Source organism: Paenibacillus sp. BK033 (genome assembly GCF_004345425.1).
Taxonomy (GTDB): Bacteria; Bacillota; Bacilli; order Paenibacillales; family Paenibacillaceae; genus Pristimantibacillus.
This window is the reverse complement of the sequence record NZ_SLVP01000001.1, coordinates 325,930-341,278: the sequence shown is the minus strand read 5'-3', so window position 1 is coordinate 341,278 and position 15,349 is coordinate 325,930. Positions and strand designations below refer to the sequence as shown.

The following is a 15,349-nucleotide window of genomic DNA, read 5'->3' as shown; positions in this document are numbered from 1 at the left end:
TATGATTAACCTCCGAATGTAGGAGTCAGAACGTTTGTGAAGAAGCCGTTATACGCCGTGGCATTTGTGGCGCTGAGCTCGATGTCGCCCTTAACGACTGTCTTGCCGTCAAGTTCGATAGGTGAGATCGTCAAGTTAAGGACATCAGTTGCCACCTCAACGGACTCGCCTTTTGTCGTGCGTTCTTTCGCCGGGCGGCTTGCTTGGCAGTCGTAGTAGACGAAGCGGCGGTTCTTTTGATCGCCCTGGATTTGCCCAAGCAGTGCGAATTTTTCAGGAATGCCGTTTGTCACCTCGACCAGCATGCCATTGTTGTCGATTTCCCAGCCGAGCATACGGGCAAGGATTGCATCCGGGATTAGAGCCATCTCCAATTCACCGGTATATCCATTGTTTGCTGATACAACGAAGTAGGCTCCGTTGTCGGCGTAGAAGGTGGAGGTTTCGCCCTGCGCTTCAGGAGTCCAACGAACTGCACCAGGCATGGGCGTGGGAGCCTCCCAAGTAGGCGGCGTTAAGCTATCTGCATCATAGAAAGCAATGTGGACTTTGTCCAGGCCAAACGTAACTTTATTTTCAGGCATTTTGTCAGCCTCCGATCAGTTGTACTTGATAAATGATTTGAAATAGCTTCTCGTCGTCAAGGTAAACCTCGACTTTGCTGTAAGGCAGCTGCAGTTCCTTTAGCTTGGATTGCACCAGGCTTTCGGCAGCCGGGTCTTTCTTATCGGTGTAAAGCTCAATTTGATAATTACCGACGTCCAAATAATTGGCGTTGTCGGCAATCATGTCCGAGTTATATGCGAGCTGGTAAGTGATAAACGGAGGCGCTGGAACTGGAGTCTTTGCTGTGCCTTTAAACTCGTTATAAGCAACCGGCATCCCGGTGCTCTTCAACGCCTGGTTAAGTTCCTGTAACGTCATCCGCCGCCTCCGTTCCTGATAATCCGCTTAATATCATCCTGTAACTTTTCCGCATTCCGGTCGTAGGCCGGGCGCAAGTGAGGCTTACCGGCTACACGGCCGCCGCCGCGCTTGGCATGTCCGAACTCTTGAAGATGGACTAAGCGATAGTATTTTTTGTTCCAGATGTAGTACCCTTTGTATCCTTGTCCAGGCAGGACTCGTTTGGTCTTCGCAAAACCTTTTCTATATCTTCCGGTTCTATAAGGTGAATCACGTTTCGTGTCCTGCAGGACGGCGTCCGCGACTTCATCAACCTTATTTTCTATGGCCTCCCCGACATCCTGCGTATATGCCTGGACGGCCGATGTCAAAACGTTTGCCAGTTGGTCAATTCGGATGTTAGCCATTCCCCAACACCTTCTCGCATGTCAGCTCCAGTTCTTCCGATCCGACCGCATAGGACCGTATGACCTTGTAACGCTCACCCTCGAACTCTACAAGCTGCTCAGCGCTGTATTCGTAATTGTGAATCACAAAGACACGCTCCGGGCGCAGGCCGTTCGCAGCTGCATTGTAGAACTCGTTACGCGCGACAGACTTGAGACCGCAAAGGATAACAGTAGGAGTTTCGGCAGCAATTTGGTTGCCGATATTATCATCGCTGATCGTCTCACCAATGAGCGTAAGTTCGTAATCGTATGTCATGGCCCTGCACCACTCGAATGGATAATCAGATTGTGAAGTCGGAACTGGATGTCTCGCGGCATCGCGCCGGCACTATCCCGGCTTTGGTAACGCCATGTAGCGTAATCGCAAACGAACAGAAGATGCGAAGCATTGCCCTCTTCTAAGGCGACTCCCTTCTCGTCTGTGAGCTCCTGTATGACGCCTTCTACAATCGCGGTCAGGTACGTATCACGGACAGTCGACCGGATGCCTAACCGCTCTTTCACAAGCCCCACGGCCGTCGTAACGTCCATGAACTCACCTCATTAGTCATCCAATGAGTCAAGATCGGCCTGGGCTTCCTCTGCGGCAGCCTTGCCCTTGACGACCTCACCGTTGGATAATTCGTATTTGCCGCCGCCGACATGCTTCGGCCATTGTTCAACGACCGCTTCAGCGCCAATATAGCCAAGTGCAGCGAGCTCGGCTTCGCGTTTTCCTTCGTACTCCTCGCCAGCTTCAAAGAGGTGTTTAGTCACTTTGCATCTGAACGTTTTTAAGACGGTTGGCATTCGTGATCCTCCTTAATTAACAACAGGAGCAGCCCGCAGGCCACTCCCGTTTAACGGATATTAGACTGCAGGGACGATTGTGACGAGTGCGAAGGCGCCAGCCTTAACCGGCTTACCATCAAATCGGCCTTTGCCACGGAATGCCGTTTGGTCTTCGGTGAATTTGACATGAGTCGAAGTGTCGATCGTAATGTTCTCGCGCTCAACAAGCGTGTATTGCGAGAAGTCTCCGAAGAGGACCTTGTCCGCATCCATGTTGTTGTTGAACACAACACGCAGGCCGACCAAATCCGGATTTGTCAGGTTCGGCAGCTTGCCAACAATGTTACCGCTGGAATCAACTTGGATGCTGTAACCAACCAGGCGGTTGTAATAAGTGCTGCGTTTCATGACCGCGACAATTTCGCCGACGCTATCGTCACCTGTATCGATGAGGCCGATTTGTTTTACCAGGTTTTTCAACAGATCCGCGTCTTCATCAACGTTAACTTTGTTTCCGGCTGGGATAGCCGGGATAACGCCGCCAGGCTGTTTGTTCGCCGAGCCGGTGCCTTTGATGATTGCCAGGTCAAGAGCCTTGGCAATAGCGCGGGCAATCTTCTTCGTGACGTAAGCGTCCAGGTTGATAATGGAATCTTGCAGCAGGTAGTTGTCGACGAAAGTCACCTTGCCGACCTTGAAGCCGTCGAAGTCAACGTTCGTGATAGTGCCAACGTCGCCAGTAGGGAGCGCGGCGGATTGCTCAATCCATGTAGCTGCCGAAGTGTCGGAGTCAATCAGAATCCGCGTAGTGCCTTTTACTTGAATCTTGTCTACCAGCGGGTACAGAGTAGTAAAGTCGCCCATGATGTCCATGATGCGGTTTACAACGACTTCTGGGATTGTCAGCTCGCCACCGGATACGGCGCGGAGGTTCTTGAATTTCTCATAGAACTCAACAACCTCGCTGCGTTTGTAGTACTCGCCAGTTTTAAGCAACTCTCTCACTTGCAATTTGTTCATGCCTTCTGCACCTCTTTCGTTTTGGTTGGATTGGTTTGTGTTGCTGCGAGTTGTATTGCTCGGAGCCGCGCTGTTGAGTTGTTCCAGCTCGCCCTCGAGAGCAGCGATCTCGCCCTCAAGAGTGGTTTTTTTAGCCGTGAGCTCAGACCGCTCATTCTCGATGGTAGTAACCTCGCCTTCCACGGTAGAGATTTCCTCTTCCGTATTAGCCTCCTCAAGAGCGGCCTCCAGATTAGCAGAGCGGAGATCCAGCCCGCGCTCCTGCTCCAGCAGTTCGGCAAGCGCCGATTTGCGTTGTTCGATTTTCTTGCCAATCATTAATTGTCTAAGCATTATTTGTTCAACCTCGCTTTCAAATTGTGTTTACGTTGTTGCAGCTGGCGCTCACGATGCTGAGCAACTTCCGCCTTACGCGCTTGAACGCCGGTGTCCGTATACTGCGGGAAGGTAACGACCGATACCTCATGCAGATCGATTTCTCGGATGGTCCATTTCACAGTACCGTCGTCGCGCCAGTCCGTTTCTTCACGGATGATGTTGAAGCCAAAGCTACATTGATCGACGTCACCGCGCTTGACGCGGGCATACAGGTTCATTGCGTCGACGTCATCCGGATTGATCTTAATGCGGCCCCATAAGCCGTGGCTGTCGGTCCTGAGCTCCAGTGTGCCGGCCTTATTCCGGCCGAGAACAAACATTGTGTCATGATTCGCAAGAGCGCGAATGTCATTGCCGAGTGTGCTGTCAAAAGCGCCAGGAGCGATTTCCTCATATGCCCCTGTCCAAAGCTCTGTTTGCTGCCCAAATACGGAGAAGTAACCTTCGATTGTCAGGTCCTCGCTCTCGGCCGCCCGCGTTTTAAGCTCGGTCATTACGCTGCGGGTCTGCCTAATCTCTCTATCCACCTTCATCACCCCCTTGGTTCAGTTTCTTTTGATCGCCAATCATGCCGGCCGGGATATAGTTCTCCAGGATGACGCGCTCATTTAGGCCTTCAAGCGGCGAGTCTCCGAGCCAATTGCGAACCTCGTTGCCAAGGTAAAGCCCGCGTACGTAAAGGTTGCTGCCGACTTCAGCAAGCTCCTTCAGGTCATAGGCATATAAGCTGCGCGGGTTAAATCTGAAGTAAAGGTCCGGAGCATAGAGCAGCTTCCGCGTCAACTCTTGGACAATGCCGGTAGCAAGCGGAAGAACCCGAGTGTTAACGAAGGCGTTGTACTCGTCTTTCTTGAAGTCTCCGACGCCAACAAAAAAAGCCGGCACTCCAATGAGGGCGGCTACGGTTCTTTTATCCAATTGGACTGCATCATTAATGGCAAGGTCAGCAAGAGAGAGCGGACGGACCTGGTCGACCTTCAGGAGATCGGCCGGGATAACCCAAGGCTTGCCGCCTGAAGTCTCCGACACGTACTTGTTAAGAATCTGGTCGCGGCCTTCTGGGCTGGACAATTCCTCCGTCATGGCATCGACCGATACAATGATCGACGGCTTCCATTTATCGCTCATGAAGCTCTTCTTCGTAGCTGTCGCCTGCTTCAGATTGTCAACGATATCCTTTAGAACGACGCGGTAACCGGTACCGACCCAAGGTCGTTCCGGATCCGGATTGATAGTAAAGTGGAGCACTTCATCATGACCGTATGTGGCGCCTTGATAGAGCACGTTATAACCGTCTGGCGTATCCATGAATGCGACGCTTGACGGTTTGAGCGGTATGAGCTCATCAATAAGGCCATCTCGAATGCGCGGGTATACAACACTGTTACCGTCTCCCGGCAGCAGCATGGTATAGACCAGGTTGTACATCCACGCTTTGCGCGTCATGAGGCTGTACGGGTTGATGTCCAGCTTCCGGGAAAGCTCATTCTTCACCCGGACATCCCCGTTCTCGGTGTTCCTCATAAGGTGAATTGTCATGCTGCTGATTAAATCCGCGATCTTATCAACCGCCATGCGTACCTCGGGATTATCGGATAAGCGGGTGTACCCCGGAATCAGTATTGATGTGTCGCCGCCATTCATGAATAGCCCAACCATAGAAGGTGTGTCCGCTCTGGTCAGATTCGCGGAACGTTTCTTTTTACGACTCAATATATCAGCCTCCTTTCAACCATTGGTCTGCGCTCGCTTTGCTCTCCATGTTTTCGAGCATGCGAATAGCACCGAACACCGCAGCATCGAATAAGTCGATGCGCTGCGTCGGCATTACCTTCTCGTATTGGATCATGTCGTCCGTCTTCTCAATGGCCGCAACATTCTGCAGGCAGTACTCGAAGGCGTCCGAATGGAGGTAATAGAAATTTCCGTCTTTCGCCGCTTTCTCAATCCGGCGGAATCCCTCGGACTTCTTGTAGAAGTATTGCGGCTGGTCAATGATCTTGAAGCCTGCTTTCTTCATTCCCAGGAAGAACTCCCGCCCAAACTTCCGGTCAAAGCCAACCTGCTTAACCTTGAATCCTTTATCCCGCATCATCTTGAACCAGTTCACAACGTCGGCATGGTTCACCGTTGGCGTGTTACACATATCGAGCCAGCCGTCATCCTTCCAGCCAAACAACGGTATGCTGTCCTCTTCAGCTTTAGCGGCAGCCGCAACGATAGGGAACCATGCGTGAGTAATGGCGATGTCTACGCCCTTGTAATGGCCGTATAGAGCCGCTGCGGTAAGGTCATGCAGCTTTGACAGGTCAGCGCCTGCATACCAGTCAATAGGCAGCTTGGCGAGTTGTGCGAGTGTCCAGTCATGTTTCCGGTCTGAAGCCTTAAATTCATCGACGTTAAAGTAAGCCTTGATCGCTGAAGTGTAGACGTTGAGCGACTTAGCAAAGAAGTCTTTCCGTTGCTGTGGGTCGTTCTGGGCCTGCATGGCATCGTTCATGATATCGTTCGGACGGATGGAGACACCGTAGGCCGGGTTCGCCATCTCATGGATCCTTGGGTTCGTGAAGTCGACTTCGCCTTTTTCGTCTTGGTCAGCTTTGGCGATGAAAATGAAGTAGGCTTCATCCTTCGCCGTGCCGTCCAGAACCTTCTTGCAATACGTAAGCCGCTGGTAACAGAAGCTTGTCATGTCATCGCCGGCTGTCGTGATGCCAATCATGAGCTTGTTCGTGTAAGCCTTCATCGCTTCCTTGATGATGTTGTACTGCTTAGGCGTCTTGTATGCGTGGATCTCGTCGGCGATCGCGATATTACAGTTAAGTGAGTCCTGCCGATCCGGGCTGGCCGCAAGCGCTTGAATGTAAATGGAACCATCGCCCAGGTCTCCCGCAATAGAGTGCTCTTGGTTATTGTCGATGACTCTGAAGTTCTCTCTTTCACCCATCTGTCCTAGGTTGAAGTTGATGAAGTTAAAGCTCTCCAATGACTGTTTAAGCGCCGCTGCCGTGATGTAGACCTTACTACCAGACTTGCGCTCCAAAAGCCCCAGCGCCCACGCTAGAGCCGCTGCAAAGGAAGTCTTGATGTTCTTCCGGGGAATAAAAATAAACGCTTCTTTGAAGCGCCTAATTTTGGTTCCTTTATGATAAAAGCCCAGCAGGTTATATACCTGGAACTTATGAAATGGCTCCAGCAAAAACGGCTGCCCGCGGAGGGGAGTGCCGTCCAGCATCTCGCCTTGAGCATGAACGAATGTCTTCTCAATGATGCCGATTACGAATTCGGCGTTTTTCGGGTTGAACTCATATTCAGGGTTCTCCAGATCGCGGAAGAACCGCTCACAAGCCTGAATGATTTCTCTGCAAGCTATCTTTCGTCCTTCGACAATACTCCGGGCATACTCGAAGACTGTCTCGCGATTTTTAAACTCGGTCATCCAAACGAGCTTAAAGCAGCTGTCAGCTTTGAAGTCTTGGGAGCCGGAAGGTCCCCAACCTTTCTATCGGGCGTCACAGAACCAAACGACTTAGGGTTGAGACAAAGCCGGTCAGAGTATGCCAATATATCTTTCCGTAAAGCTTCGAGCGTAGCCACTAACGGAGCTTTCTTCGCGCCGCCGTCGGACGTCTTCGTTTGATACCTCATACCGCCGTTTCTGAAGCGTTCTGAGAGCGTATTGTATTGCACGACTAGCTCAGCATACATTTGGATTAGCGGGTCGTATTCAGCCTTATAAACGCCGATAGACTGCATGTCTCTAACGGTTCGCTCGAAAACGATCTGTTGGTCAGCCAGCGCCTTTTCTCCTGCTTTTGCCATTGCCTCACCTCCCGAAAAAAGTTTGTGGGGAACTCGCGCCATTGGAAAAACCTCCCCCGCCAGGTCCCAAAAGGGTCAATTTGAATTTTCGACAAGAGGGGGGGATGCTCGCTCTTTCCACCTTTTTCCGATTTCTGTTAACTCGTCCGTCGTCCGATCATGCATCGAACCGTGACATGGATTGCACAATGAAATCAGATTCCAATTCTCATAGCCGTACTCTGGATGATCCTCGAGAGGATGGATGTGATGGACTGTCTGAGCTGTTGTGCTCTTGCCGAATCGTTTGCATTCTTGGCAGAGATATTCATCACGTCTCAAGATTCGCTCGCGCTTCTTCAGCCATCGTGTTGTTTTGTAGAACGCTTTGACAATCTTCATTCGTTCATCACCCGTTGTTCAAGTCGCTGTATCTCGTAGTGAATACGCCACCTTATGTCCACTTCAGCATCCTTTATATAAAGAGCAGCTATCTCTTCTTCGGTTGCATTCTCGATGATGTAGCCGCCAGCTATCGTAGACCAAACGCGGTACTTGCCATCGTCCTGCTTCTGTATCTGTCTGCTCATCGTCCATGCCGCCTTTCCTTGCGGTTACGTGGTTCTGGTGCAGCGAATGGAGCCAGTCGTTTTATGAATCGTCTGAACCATCTCAATGTCATCACCCCTTTCGTAGGCAATAAAAAAAGCCACTCAGCGAATGAGTGACTTCAAAGGATATGTAAGGCATGACGTGCGCTCCGCTCGTCACATAAGGCATGGTAGCGCGTAGAACGCGCATTTATATTAAAAGCATACGCACCTTTGTAACTTTGGAGATAAGAAGACAAGACCATTTTACACATGCCCCAAAATCGAGGTCAATGGGTTTTGCACAAGTTCTCCACAACTGCCGTGGAGTTTTTTTGTTGACTGGAAATCATCGCCTGTCTTATAATCGAATCAAATCCGGAAGCACCGGTAATTAAGACAAAGAGCCCGTTGGGAAAGCATCCCGCGAGGCTCTTTTTATTTGAAATCCACTCTTGCTATGTAAGCATCCCGCATGGTCGCCATTTCACGCCTAGCCACATGCCGCTGCAACGTGATCTTATGAACATAACCACGTAACCGAACCTCATACTCTTCGCTGTCGTCATTCTGCTTAACCTTGGTGATCTGCATCTTCAGCCGGCCAACGTTCCTGCGACTGGCGTTTATGTCATCCTCAATCAGCACCAGAGCTTTCTTGTTTGCTTTAACGAAAAGATCGCTGAGTGTCATTCCCTCCGCTTTAATCTTCTCTATGTTGTTTTTAACCATGTTCTTTACAAAGGGCAATATAATGTAATCCCGGATCAAGCTGTATTCATCATCAGACAATGTCTGCCCGCTCATTGCAATCACCTCATGGCGATTATATCTGAACGGTTGGTTGTCGGACAAGAATTCATTTTAAGCCTTGCAAGTTGTGTCACTAGGATGAAGGAATTTTTCACCTCACACGCCAAGTCGGTTGCCATCCGCACGAGCAAGGCCGGCTTATCAGAGACGTCGAGCACCCACGCTAGATGATCGAATCCGATTTTTAGGAACAAAAAAAAGCGGCGCTGGTTACTAGGCAGCGCCGCCCGTTTCTCAATTTCCTATGATACAAATATACCACGGTTAAAAGCTAATGGAGCACATTCTCCGCCCAATTATTGACAAACATTCGTTCTTATATCGTACAGCACATTTTATTTGATGCAAACCGATATGTACTGTTTGATGCATCTGATGCAAATTTGATGCAAGTAACCGGAGTGAAATGAAGTTAATGCAGAATTAAAAGAGGTGAAGGATAATAGTTAAAAGTGGACAAACACTGAGGAAATAAGGGTTTTTAAGTGATGCAAAAGTAAAAGATAACATTTGGAGTGAAATCCTCGCTTTACCCTTGAAGGGTAGCGACCATAAAAGCAAGTTTTTGTTAACGCATCGTGAACGCGAGGTATTTGAGCTGCTGGTGCAGGATAAAACAACTAGAGATATTGCGCAGCAATTATTTATCAGCGAAAAGACCGTCCGCAACCATATTTCGAATGTCATGCAGAAGTTAAATGTTAAAGGTCGTTCGCAAGCGGTTGTCGAGCTGATCAAGCTTGGGGAGTTGCAAATCTAACCATCCCATTCATGATTTGGGCGTTTCCAGTTTCCCCCGCTCCCCTTAAAAGGCGCGGGGTTTTACTTTGTTTCAATTTCGACAAAGTTCTTTAATCTTAGGCTAAGGTTTCTTCGTTACAATCATATGCATCAACCCCACAGTTGATACCATTTCTAGGACAGGCCCGCTTGCTTCGCAAGCGGGCCCTTTTTTGTTTATATCTAGCTGTTAGCGGTGATCGTAAATATAAGGAGTGGTGTGCTTCGCCGAACTCGAATTCAGCTTGGTGGCATTGGCGGGGAAAATGCGCTCAACCATGGCGTTAAATTCGGATACAAAGCCTTGAATCGGGTGACCCAGACGAACGTCGCCCATATAGCTGTTCATGCGGTCCACAAAGTCCGGGCTTGCGGATACATAAACGTTCTGAACCGAAGGATGCAGCCGTTTTACTTCCGCGGCGATATCGCTTTTGATCTTGTCCGTAAGCTGGCTCTCGCCGGTGTCGGTTGTGCTCAGGCCGCGCATGCCGTTGTTGGAATAGCCGCCCATCGTGCCGTTCATGCCATACGTTCCGTTCATGCCGTTCATGCCGTATTTCCCGCCGCTCGCGCCATACGTGCCGTTCATGTGGCGGTTCGCGTCGGTGATCGGACTGCTCATGTTCGTACGGTTGTAGCTTTTTGCGCTTAGACCGCGCGTATGATCCTCGAAGGATACGGCAACATAAGCATTGCGGTCAGTAAGCATCACATTGGCTGTCTTGACCGTATTCATGGCGACAAGCTTCTTCGCGATTTCCTCGCTCATTTCCATCTTATAATTTTTATGACTGCCAACGATGTTGTTGCTGTTGAGACGGCGGCCATTGACGCGATTCATTTCGTTCATTTGATCATTCGCGAAACGTTTGTCGGTCAATGTTCCCGGAGCCGCCAAATTTCGGATCATATTTCCGTTAGCATCGTAACGCACGCTGTTGGGGCGGATATTTTTGTTGCCGATATCTCCCTGATTGGACGCGCAACCCGCTAACGATGCCGCTAAAGCCACACTTGCTGTAAGAAGAATGAATTTGTTTTTCATGAACTGGCCACTCCTCCATTCGATTAGTCAGGCTTTGACCCGTGACTTATTGTGCTCCGTTATGTGGAAGCTATCCTCAGCAATGCTTGACAAATGGATTCAAATTCAGTAATTTAATATCAAGTGTTAGTACCAGGTACTAAGATAAATGCCAATCATGCAAATCAAAGGAGCTGTTCCAATGGAAAAGCAAATGCAATCCAACGCAGCTATAACGGCCATAGGCACTTATACTCCGGATAAAGTTTTGTCCAATGCGGATTTGGAGCGTATCGTCGACACCTCGGACGAATGGATCGTCCAGCGCACGGGCATCCGCGAACGCCGGATTGCGGCGGATGACCAGTTCACAAGCGATTTATGCATCCGGGCGGTAAGGGATATGCAGGAGCGGTACGGGGTGGAAATCGAGGATGTCGATTACATTATCGTCGCTACCTCGACGCCGGATAATGTCATCCCAAGCGTTGCCGCCCAGGTTCAGGCTGGCCTTGGAATCCGTCATTGCGGCGCAATCGATATTCAGGCCGCATGCGCGGGCTTTACCTCGGCAGTCCAGCTGGCGAACGGACTGCTCCTGTCAGGCGTTTACCGTAAAATTCTCGTCATCGGCGGAGAAACCTTGTCCAAGGTTACGAACTACGAAGATCGGACGACTTGCATTTTGTTTGGCGACGGAGCCGGCGCATTTTTAATGGAAGCCCGCGGAGAAGGAAATATCCTGGCGGTCTCCGCTCAGACGGACGGCGCTGGCGGACACCATGTCTACCGCAGCGGCTTGTCCCCTGTCATTAACGCCGCGGATATCGATACGACAAGCCGCATCGTCCAAAATGGCCGGGAAGTGTACAAATGGGCACTCAGCCACGTATCCGAGGGAATCGCCGGATTGCTGCGTGACAGCGGACTGGCGCCATCCGAAATCAACTGGTTCGTTCCGCACAACGCGAATCAGCGCATTATTGACGCGTTATGCGAACGGACCGGCATAAGCGAGCAGCAGGCTTTGTCGAGCATCGAGCATTACGGCAACACTTCCGCGGCATCCATTCCGCTTGCTCTCGATGCCGCCGTCCGCGACGGCCGCGTATTGCCGGGACATTTGCTGCTGCTCTATGGCTTTGGCGGCGGATTGACCCAATCAGGCGTCTTGCTTCGTTGGTCCATTTAATTCATGAAGTGCTAGAGGAGCGGGAATAATATCGTAAGCATCGTCTGAAGACGGTTCGCGTATTTATGGTCCCGGAAAGCCCGGTACATGCCGCGAAGGGCGATTTGCTGCCGCTCCTCCTCGTGCTTCAGGTAATAATCCAGCTTCTCGATTAGCTCCACCGGCGAGGAATAGGTTACGATTTCCACTCCGGGAGTGAAAAAGGAAGCAAGATCATCCCGGGTATCGCATACCTGCAACACGCCGCATGCGGCAATTTCGAAGGTCCGGGGATTAGGAGAAACAGCCGTTAATCCGATCCGGTTGCTATTGTACAGAGCATCGTCATGCGCGCGGTGCATATTGATCACGATTTTGGAAGCATTGTAAGTCAAGGCCGTTTCTGCCGGGCCCATCCAGTTGTTCAGCTTGATTTTCGAGCGGAGCAGGTCGTATTGGGATAACCGGTCCCACCAAATACCGGATATTAACGTATTTTTCTCCGCCAGATAAGGCGTCAATTCATTGAAATAACTAACTCTGTTTAAATAGGCGGAGCCGATAAACGTAATTTCCTTGCGGCTGGAACGCTCCGGATTCGTCGGGCGATACTGCGCCGGATCGAAGCAGAACGGCAGGTAATGCACATTCTGGCAGCCAAGCTGCTTGTAATAGTCCACCGAGTTGCGCTCCAGCGTAAATACCGTATCGTAATGCGGCACAATCATCGTCGTAATATCCATATAATAAGGATCATCGGTCAGCCAGATGGCCGTCCGGATGCCGTTATTCCGAAGCGTCGCGATCTGGCCGACATCAAACTGCAGTCCGTCCAGTACAATAACGACGTCGGGCCGATCCGCCAGCGCGATCTCCGCCACCGCCTGCGTTGCGTTCACGACGGTCAACCTCTGAACCATCGCCGCTAAAGTCCCTCTAACGGCTTCGTCGATCGGCGAATAAGGAAATCCTTTGCCCGTCTCCACGTACATCGCGTGAACCGGCCATACTTTGTGGGTCTGCGGGATGCGGCTGATTGCTTCCTCGCATAACCCGAACCAGTACCCGTGATCCCAGCCCAGCTTATACCCCGCCGCTCGCCCTGCCTCCTCGTCAATCTTCCGCTTGACTACTGGCGCCATATTCGTCCCTCCTACTTCAATAGATTCAAAAGCGCGACGATTCGCGCAGTCATCGTATGCTCGCGAAAAGTACGGTACAAGCCTCTCATCGCAATCCGCAAACGCTCCTCTTCATGGGTCAAATAATAATCGATTTTCTGCAGCAGCTCCTGCGCATTGCCGTAAGTTTCGATCTCGTAGCCCGGACGGTACTGGGAATACAGATCATCCCGGATATCCGTTAGCTGCAGCGTCGCGCATGCCGAAACGTCATAGGTTCTCGGGTTCAGCGACAGGCCCGGTGCCTGGGCTTCAATCTGATTATCCTTCCCGGGGACATCGGACCGGTGCATATTGATGACAATCTTGGAGCCGTTGTAATAATGGGCGGCTGCTTCAGGCGCAATGCCCTCCGGATGGATACTGGACGCTAACAGCGGATATTGCTTCAGACGGTCCCAGTGCCCTCCGGCAATAAACAGCTTTCGCTTGGACAGCTGCCCGGCGATTGAATCGATCAGCTCTACCCGGTTCCAGAAGGCTACTCCTATAAAACAAACCTCGTATTCATACGCCTTCTCCGCGCGAAAGGGACGGAATACGGACTCGTTGACCGCGAGAGGCAGATGATGCACCTGAAGGCATCCATGCTGCCGGTATAGAGGAATGGTCCCCCGCTCATGCGTCAATACAACATCGTAAAACGGCGCGATCTGGACCGTCTGGGCCGTCATGTACGGATCATCCACAAACCAGATCGCCGTCTTGATTCCCAGCGCCCGGATTGCGGCAATCTGTTCCAAATGATCCGGCGGAAACGTGTATAGGCCGTTTAGTACCAGCACAATGTCCGGCGAAAGGGCGGCCGCCTGCTGCAGCAGGCCTTCGTGCACGCCTACATGCAATTCGCTGACGCATCTTTGCAGCGCCTCTATGATTCCGGAATCAATCGCGTCAAACCCTAATGAGCCTTGCGGAATATACAACACACGCAGAGGCATTACTTCCGGGACCGGGGTTACGAGAGAAGTCTTTGCCCATTCGCAAGCTCCGTCCCGCCATCCTGCATGAAAACCGGCCGAATATCCCTGCTGCCTGCCTTGTTGAAAGGACGCCGCCGCTGCCGTGTTCAAATTTCACACTCACCTGCCCGTTATTCGAAGTTATACAAAAAAAGCCTTATTCCTGATTTGTCCATGCTGGGCATGAACAAGGCAGAGCTAAGACCTCTATCTTCCGTTTGCGCGATTACGCCTGCGTTTCGTAGGCAATCTGATGGCCGTCCTCAAAGCCTTTGGCGAAGCCGGCGTTATAACCGTCGTTATAGGCTTGGTTAAAACCGTTATCATAGCCGGCTTGATCAAAGCTGTAGCTTTTTCTTCTTTTTCTGGCCGAAGACTTCCGGCGTTTCATCGTGCTTTTGCCCGTCTTCTTCCCCGCTGTCTTCCGGGCTCCGCTTACTTTGCGTTTCGTCCGGACACCAGGCTTGCGTTTGGTTCTCCGTTTCGCCGATACGGCGCTCTTCTTCTTCATATCAAACGCCTCCTTCCGCGATGACCTCTGTCTTGCAGCCTGCTGATCTTGACGTTCAGCCAAGGGCTGCCGGGGCGTCCGCGCTTCAGTCGCCTGCCCCGCATCGTTAGCCCCGTTACGGACTCCGCTATATTTTTCTGCATGGACGTTAAGAGCTTTACATTCTCGGCAATGCTTCTGGCGAGCTCGGGGGAAGCCTCCGATACGTCGGCGATGCTGTTCAGAATGCGGGCAAGCGCCGTCTGGCTGCTGGCGAGAGACGAGAGAATCTCCAGCTTCACTTGCCGTTCCTTGGATGCCATTAATTTCAATTCATGTCACCCATGCCGCCGAACAGCATCTCCTCGTCGTCCCCGTCATGATCGCCCCCGCCTTCATTGCTTTTGGGCAGAACCGAGCGCATGACGGACAGGATCCCTTGGCTCATTTTGTTAACGCCGTCCAATAATTCAATCACCTGCTCGTTGATTTGAGCTGTCTGTTTAAGCTGGGTCTGATCGCCGAGGAAGGATGCCTCGGTAATATGATTGCATATCCAATTACGCGCTTTCTCCGCCTCTTCAGCCTTGGCTTCCAGCATCTTGGCAATGTTCCACTGCATATTGGCGGTAGCGCCAAGCATACGCATATAGGCCTGTTCCCGATTCATGACTAACATCCTCCTTCCGGCGGCTTACTCTTCTTCTTCTGCACGAAGCTCGCGGACCGTAAACGTCAGCTGCGCGGCAAGCGTCTCCTGCAGCTCGGCTATCGTTGTCAGATAAGAAACAACTCCGCCCAGCAAAGCCTGCGTGTTCGACAGCAGTCCCTCGGTTCCCCCAAAATTCGGATTGTTGTCGGGGATGGCTTTCACGACCTCAGCCATCCGCACGACAACATGGCGCTTGGAGTCGATCATGCGTGCCATTTGTTGATGGGAATGCGATAAATGCTCTATGATTTCGTTAACGATCTGCTGCAACTTCAAGCCCCTCCTTTGCAGCAATAAA

23 protein-coding genes are annotated in these 15,349 nt (G+C 51.2%); 2 read left to right on the top strand and 21 right to left on the bottom strand.

What is annotated here, in order from left to right; translation table 11 throughout:
* Positions 1 to 5: 5 nt before the first annotated feature.
* The 14 genes from EV294_RS01520 to EV294_RS01455 all read right to left on the bottom strand — a co-directional run bounded on the left by EV294_RS01520 (position 6) and on the right by EV294_RS01455 (position 8,722).
* Positions 6 to 584, bottom strand: coding sequence for a major tail protein (locus EV294_RS01520; RefSeq protein ID WP_132303264.1), 579 nt, complete (start codon positions 582 to 584; stop codon positions 6 to 8).
* A gap of 4 nt (positions 585 to 588) precedes the next feature.
* Entirely contained in the window at positions 589 to 924 is a 336-nt protein-coding gene (locus EV294_RS01515; RefSeq protein WP_132303263.1) for a hypothetical protein, read from the bottom strand.
* Complete coding sequence (locus EV294_RS01510) at positions 921 to 1,313, bottom strand: HK97 gp10 family phage protein (protein WP_132303262.1); 393 nt, start codon at positions 1,311 to 1,313, stop codon at positions 921 to 923. The genes EV294_RS01515 and EV294_RS01510 overlap by 4 nt, the downstream gene beginning before the upstream one ends.
* Complete coding sequence (locus EV294_RS01505) at positions 1,306 to 1,611, bottom strand: phage head closure protein (RefSeq protein WP_132303261.1); 306 nt, start codon at positions 1,609 to 1,611, stop codon at positions 1,306 to 1,308. The genes EV294_RS01510 and EV294_RS01505 overlap by 8 nt, the downstream gene beginning before the upstream one ends.
* Positions 1,608 to 1,886: a hypothetical protein gene (locus EV294_RS01500; RefSeq protein ID WP_132303260.1), complete on the bottom strand. Its 279-nt coding sequence runs from the start codon at positions 1,884 to 1,886 to the stop codon at positions 1,608 to 1,610. Before EV294_RS01500 ends, EV294_RS01505 begins: the two co-directional genes overlap by 4 nt.
* 12 nt (positions 1,887 to 1,898) lie before the next feature.
* A complete protein-coding gene (locus tag EV294_RS01495; RefSeq protein WP_132303259.1) occupies positions 1,899 to 2,144 on the bottom strand; it encodes a hypothetical protein in 246 nt (81 codons plus the stop codon).
* Positions 2,145 to 2,204: 60 nt separating this feature from the next.
* Positions 2,205 to 3,479 (bottom strand): phage major capsid protein, encoded by a 1,275-nt coding sequence (locus tag EV294_RS01490; RefSeq protein WP_132303258.1) that lies wholly within the window; start codon positions 3,477 to 3,479, stop codon positions 2,205 to 2,207.
* A complete protein-coding gene (locus tag EV294_RS01485) occupies positions 3,479 to 4,057 on the bottom strand; it encodes an HK97 family phage prohead protease (RefSeq protein WP_132303257.1) in 579 nt (192 codons plus the stop codon). The genes EV294_RS01490 and EV294_RS01485 overlap by 1 nt, the downstream gene beginning before the upstream one ends.
* On the bottom strand, positions 4,044 to 5,237 hold the full coding sequence (locus tag EV294_RS01480; RefSeq protein ID WP_243711538.1) for a phage portal protein: 1,194 nt from the start codon (positions 5,235 to 5,237) through the stop codon (positions 4,044 to 4,046). The genes EV294_RS01485 and EV294_RS01480 overlap by 14 nt, the downstream gene beginning before the upstream one ends.
* 4 nt (positions 5,238 to 5,241) lie before the next feature.
* Positions 5,242 to 6,963 (bottom strand): terminase large subunit, encoded by a 1,722-nt coding sequence (locus EV294_RS01475; RefSeq protein ID WP_132303256.1) that lies wholly within the window; start codon positions 6,961 to 6,963, stop codon positions 5,242 to 5,244.
* On the bottom strand, positions 6,960 to 7,346 hold the full coding sequence (locus EV294_RS01470) for a P27 family phage terminase small subunit (RefSeq protein ID WP_132303255.1): 387 nt from the start codon (positions 7,344 to 7,346) through the stop codon (positions 6,960 to 6,962). Before EV294_RS01470 ends, EV294_RS01475 begins: the two co-directional genes overlap by 4 nt.
* Before the next feature lie 75 nt (positions 7,347 to 7,421).
* Positions 7,422 to 7,727, bottom strand: coding sequence for an HNH endonuclease (locus EV294_RS01465; protein ID WP_132303254.1), 306 nt, complete (start codon positions 7,725 to 7,727; stop codon positions 7,422 to 7,424).
* The gene (locus EV294_RS01460; RefSeq protein WP_132303253.1) at positions 7,724 to 7,915 is read right to left on the bottom strand and encodes a hypothetical protein; all 192 of its coding nucleotides are present in this window, start codon (positions 7,913 to 7,915) and stop codon (positions 7,724 to 7,726) included. Before EV294_RS01460 ends, EV294_RS01465 begins: the two co-directional genes overlap by 4 nt.
* Before the next feature lie 438 nt (positions 7,916 to 8,353).
* Positions 8,354 to 8,722 (bottom strand): YhjD family protein, encoded by a 369-nt coding sequence (locus tag EV294_RS01455; RefSeq protein ID WP_132303252.1) that lies wholly within the window; start codon positions 8,720 to 8,722, stop codon positions 8,354 to 8,356.
* A 541-nt stretch (positions 8,723 to 9,263) separates the two neighbouring features.
* Between EV294_RS01455 and EV294_RS01450 the strand changes: the two genes are divergently transcribed.
* Entirely contained in the window at positions 9,264 to 9,488 is a 225-nt protein-coding gene (locus EV294_RS01450) for a helix-turn-helix domain-containing protein (RefSeq protein ID WP_006040330.1), read from the top strand.
* Between the two features lie 210 nt (positions 9,489 to 9,698).
* Here EV294_RS01450 and EV294_RS01445 read toward each other — a convergent pair whose 3' ends face one another.
* Complete coding sequence (locus EV294_RS01445; protein ID WP_132303251.1) at positions 9,699 to 10,556, bottom strand: YhcN/YlaJ family sporulation lipoprotein; 858 nt, start codon at positions 10,554 to 10,556, stop codon at positions 9,699 to 9,701.
* Positions 10,557 to 10,737: 181 nt separating this feature from the next.
* On the opposite strand from EV294_RS01445, the gene EV294_RS01440 reads away from it, so the two are divergent.
* On the top strand, positions 10,738 to 11,727 hold the full coding sequence (locus EV294_RS01440) for a ketoacyl-ACP synthase III (protein ID WP_132303250.1): 990 nt from the start codon (positions 10,738 to 10,740) through the stop codon (positions 11,725 to 11,727).
* Between the two features lie 11 nt (positions 11,728 to 11,738).
* Here the strand turns inward: EV294_RS01440 and EV294_RS01435 are convergent, their stop codons facing one another.
* The 6 genes from EV294_RS01435 to EV294_RS01410 form a co-directional block, all read right to left on the bottom strand.
* Positions 11,739 to 12,848 carry a CgeB family protein gene (locus EV294_RS01435; RefSeq protein ID WP_132303249.1) on the bottom strand — a complete coding sequence of 370 codons (1,110 nt, stop codon included), beginning with the start codon at positions 12,846 to 12,848 and terminating at the stop codon, positions 11,739 to 11,741.
* A gap of 11 nt (positions 12,849 to 12,859) precedes the next feature.
* A complete protein-coding gene (locus tag EV294_RS01430) occupies positions 12,860 to 13,960 on the bottom strand; it encodes a CgeB family protein (protein ID WP_132303248.1) in 1,101 nt (366 codons plus the stop codon).
* A gap of 115 nt (positions 13,961 to 14,075) precedes the next feature.
* Positions 14,076 to 14,360, bottom strand: coding sequence for a hypothetical protein (locus tag EV294_RS01425; protein ID WP_132303247.1), 285 nt, complete (start codon positions 14,358 to 14,360; stop codon positions 14,076 to 14,078).
* Entirely contained in the window at positions 14,357 to 14,671 is a 315-nt protein-coding gene (locus tag EV294_RS01420; protein ID WP_481856014.1) for a hypothetical protein, read from the bottom strand. The genes EV294_RS01425 and EV294_RS01420 overlap by 4 nt, the downstream gene beginning before the upstream one ends.
* On the bottom strand, positions 14,668 to 15,009 hold the full coding sequence (locus tag EV294_RS01415; protein ID WP_132303246.1) for an alpha-helical endospore appendage domain-containing protein: 342 nt from the start codon (positions 15,007 to 15,009) through the stop codon (positions 14,668 to 14,670). The genes EV294_RS01420 and EV294_RS01415 overlap by 4 nt, the downstream gene beginning before the upstream one ends.
* A gap of 24 nt (positions 15,010 to 15,033) precedes the next feature.
* Entirely contained in the window at positions 15,034 to 15,321 is a 288-nt protein-coding gene (locus EV294_RS01410) for a nucleoside-diphosphate sugar epimerase (RefSeq protein ID WP_132303245.1), read from the bottom strand.
* Between the last annotated feature and the right edge of the window lie 28 nt (positions 15,322 to 15,349).

Coding starts and splice junctions, on each gene's coding strand:
- EV294_RS01510 (WP_132303262.1), bottom strand. CDS start 1,313: ATGGCTAACATCCGAATTGACCAACTGGCAAACGTTTTGACATCGGCC.
- EV294_RS01475 (WP_132303256.1), bottom strand. CDS start 6,963: ATGACCGAGTTTAAAAATCGCGAGACAGTCTTCGAGTATGCCCGGAGT.
- EV294_RS01505 (WP_132303261.1), bottom strand. CDS start 1,611: ATGACATACGATTACGAACTTACGCTCATTGGTGAGACGATCAGCGAT.
- EV294_RS01425 (WP_132303247.1), bottom strand. CDS start 14,360: ATGAAGAAGAAGAGCGCCGTATCGGCGAAACGGAGAACCAAACGCAAG.
- EV294_RS01490 (WP_132303258.1), bottom strand. CDS start 3,479: ATGCTTAGACAATTAATGATTGGCAAGAAAATCGAACAACGCAAATCG.
- EV294_RS01495 (WP_132303259.1), bottom strand. CDS start 2,144: ATGCCAACCGTCTTAAAAACGTTCAGATGCAAAGTGACTAAACACCTC.
- EV294_RS01440 (WP_132303250.1), top strand. CDS start 10,738: ATGGAAAAGCAAATGCAATCCAACGCAGCTATAACGGCCATAGGCACT.
- EV294_RS01415 (WP_132303246.1), bottom strand. CDS start 15,009: ATGAATCGGGAACAGGCCTATATGCGTATGCTTGGCGCTACCGCCAAT.
- EV294_RS01485 (WP_132303257.1), bottom strand. CDS start 4,057: ATGAAGGTGGATAGAGAGATTAGGCAGACCCGCAGCGTAATGACCGAG.
- EV294_RS01515 (WP_132303263.1), bottom strand. CDS start 924: ATGACGTTACAGGAACTTAACCAGGCGTTGAAGAGCACCGGGATGCCG.
- EV294_RS01460 (WP_132303253.1), bottom strand. CDS start 7,915: ATGAGCAGACAGATACAGAAGCAGGACGATGGCAAGTACCGCGTTTGG.
- EV294_RS01470 (WP_132303255.1), bottom strand. CDS start 7,346: ATGGCAAAAGCAGGAGAAAAGGCGCTGGCTGACCAACAGATCGTTTTC.
- EV294_RS01455 (WP_132303252.1), bottom strand. CDS start 8,722: ATGAGCGGGCAGACATTGTCTGATGATGAATACAGCTTGATCCGGGAT.
- EV294_RS01445 (WP_132303251.1), bottom strand. CDS start 10,556: ATGAAAAACAAATTCATTCTTCTTACAGCAAGTGTGGCTTTAGCGGCA.
- EV294_RS01500 (WP_132303260.1), bottom strand. CDS start 1,886: ATGGACGTTACGACGGCCGTGGGGCTTGTGAAAGAGCGGTTAGGCATC.
- EV294_RS01465 (WP_132303254.1), bottom strand. CDS start 7,727: ATGAAGATTGTCAAAGCGTTCTACAAAACAACACGATGGCTGAAGAAG.
- EV294_RS01435 (WP_132303249.1), bottom strand. CDS start 12,848: ATGGCGCCAGTAGTCAAGCGGAAGATTGACGAGGAGGCAGGGCGAGCG.
- EV294_RS01520 (WP_132303264.1), bottom strand. CDS start 584: ATGCCTGAAAATAAAGTTACGTTTGGCCTGGACAAAGTCCACATTGCT.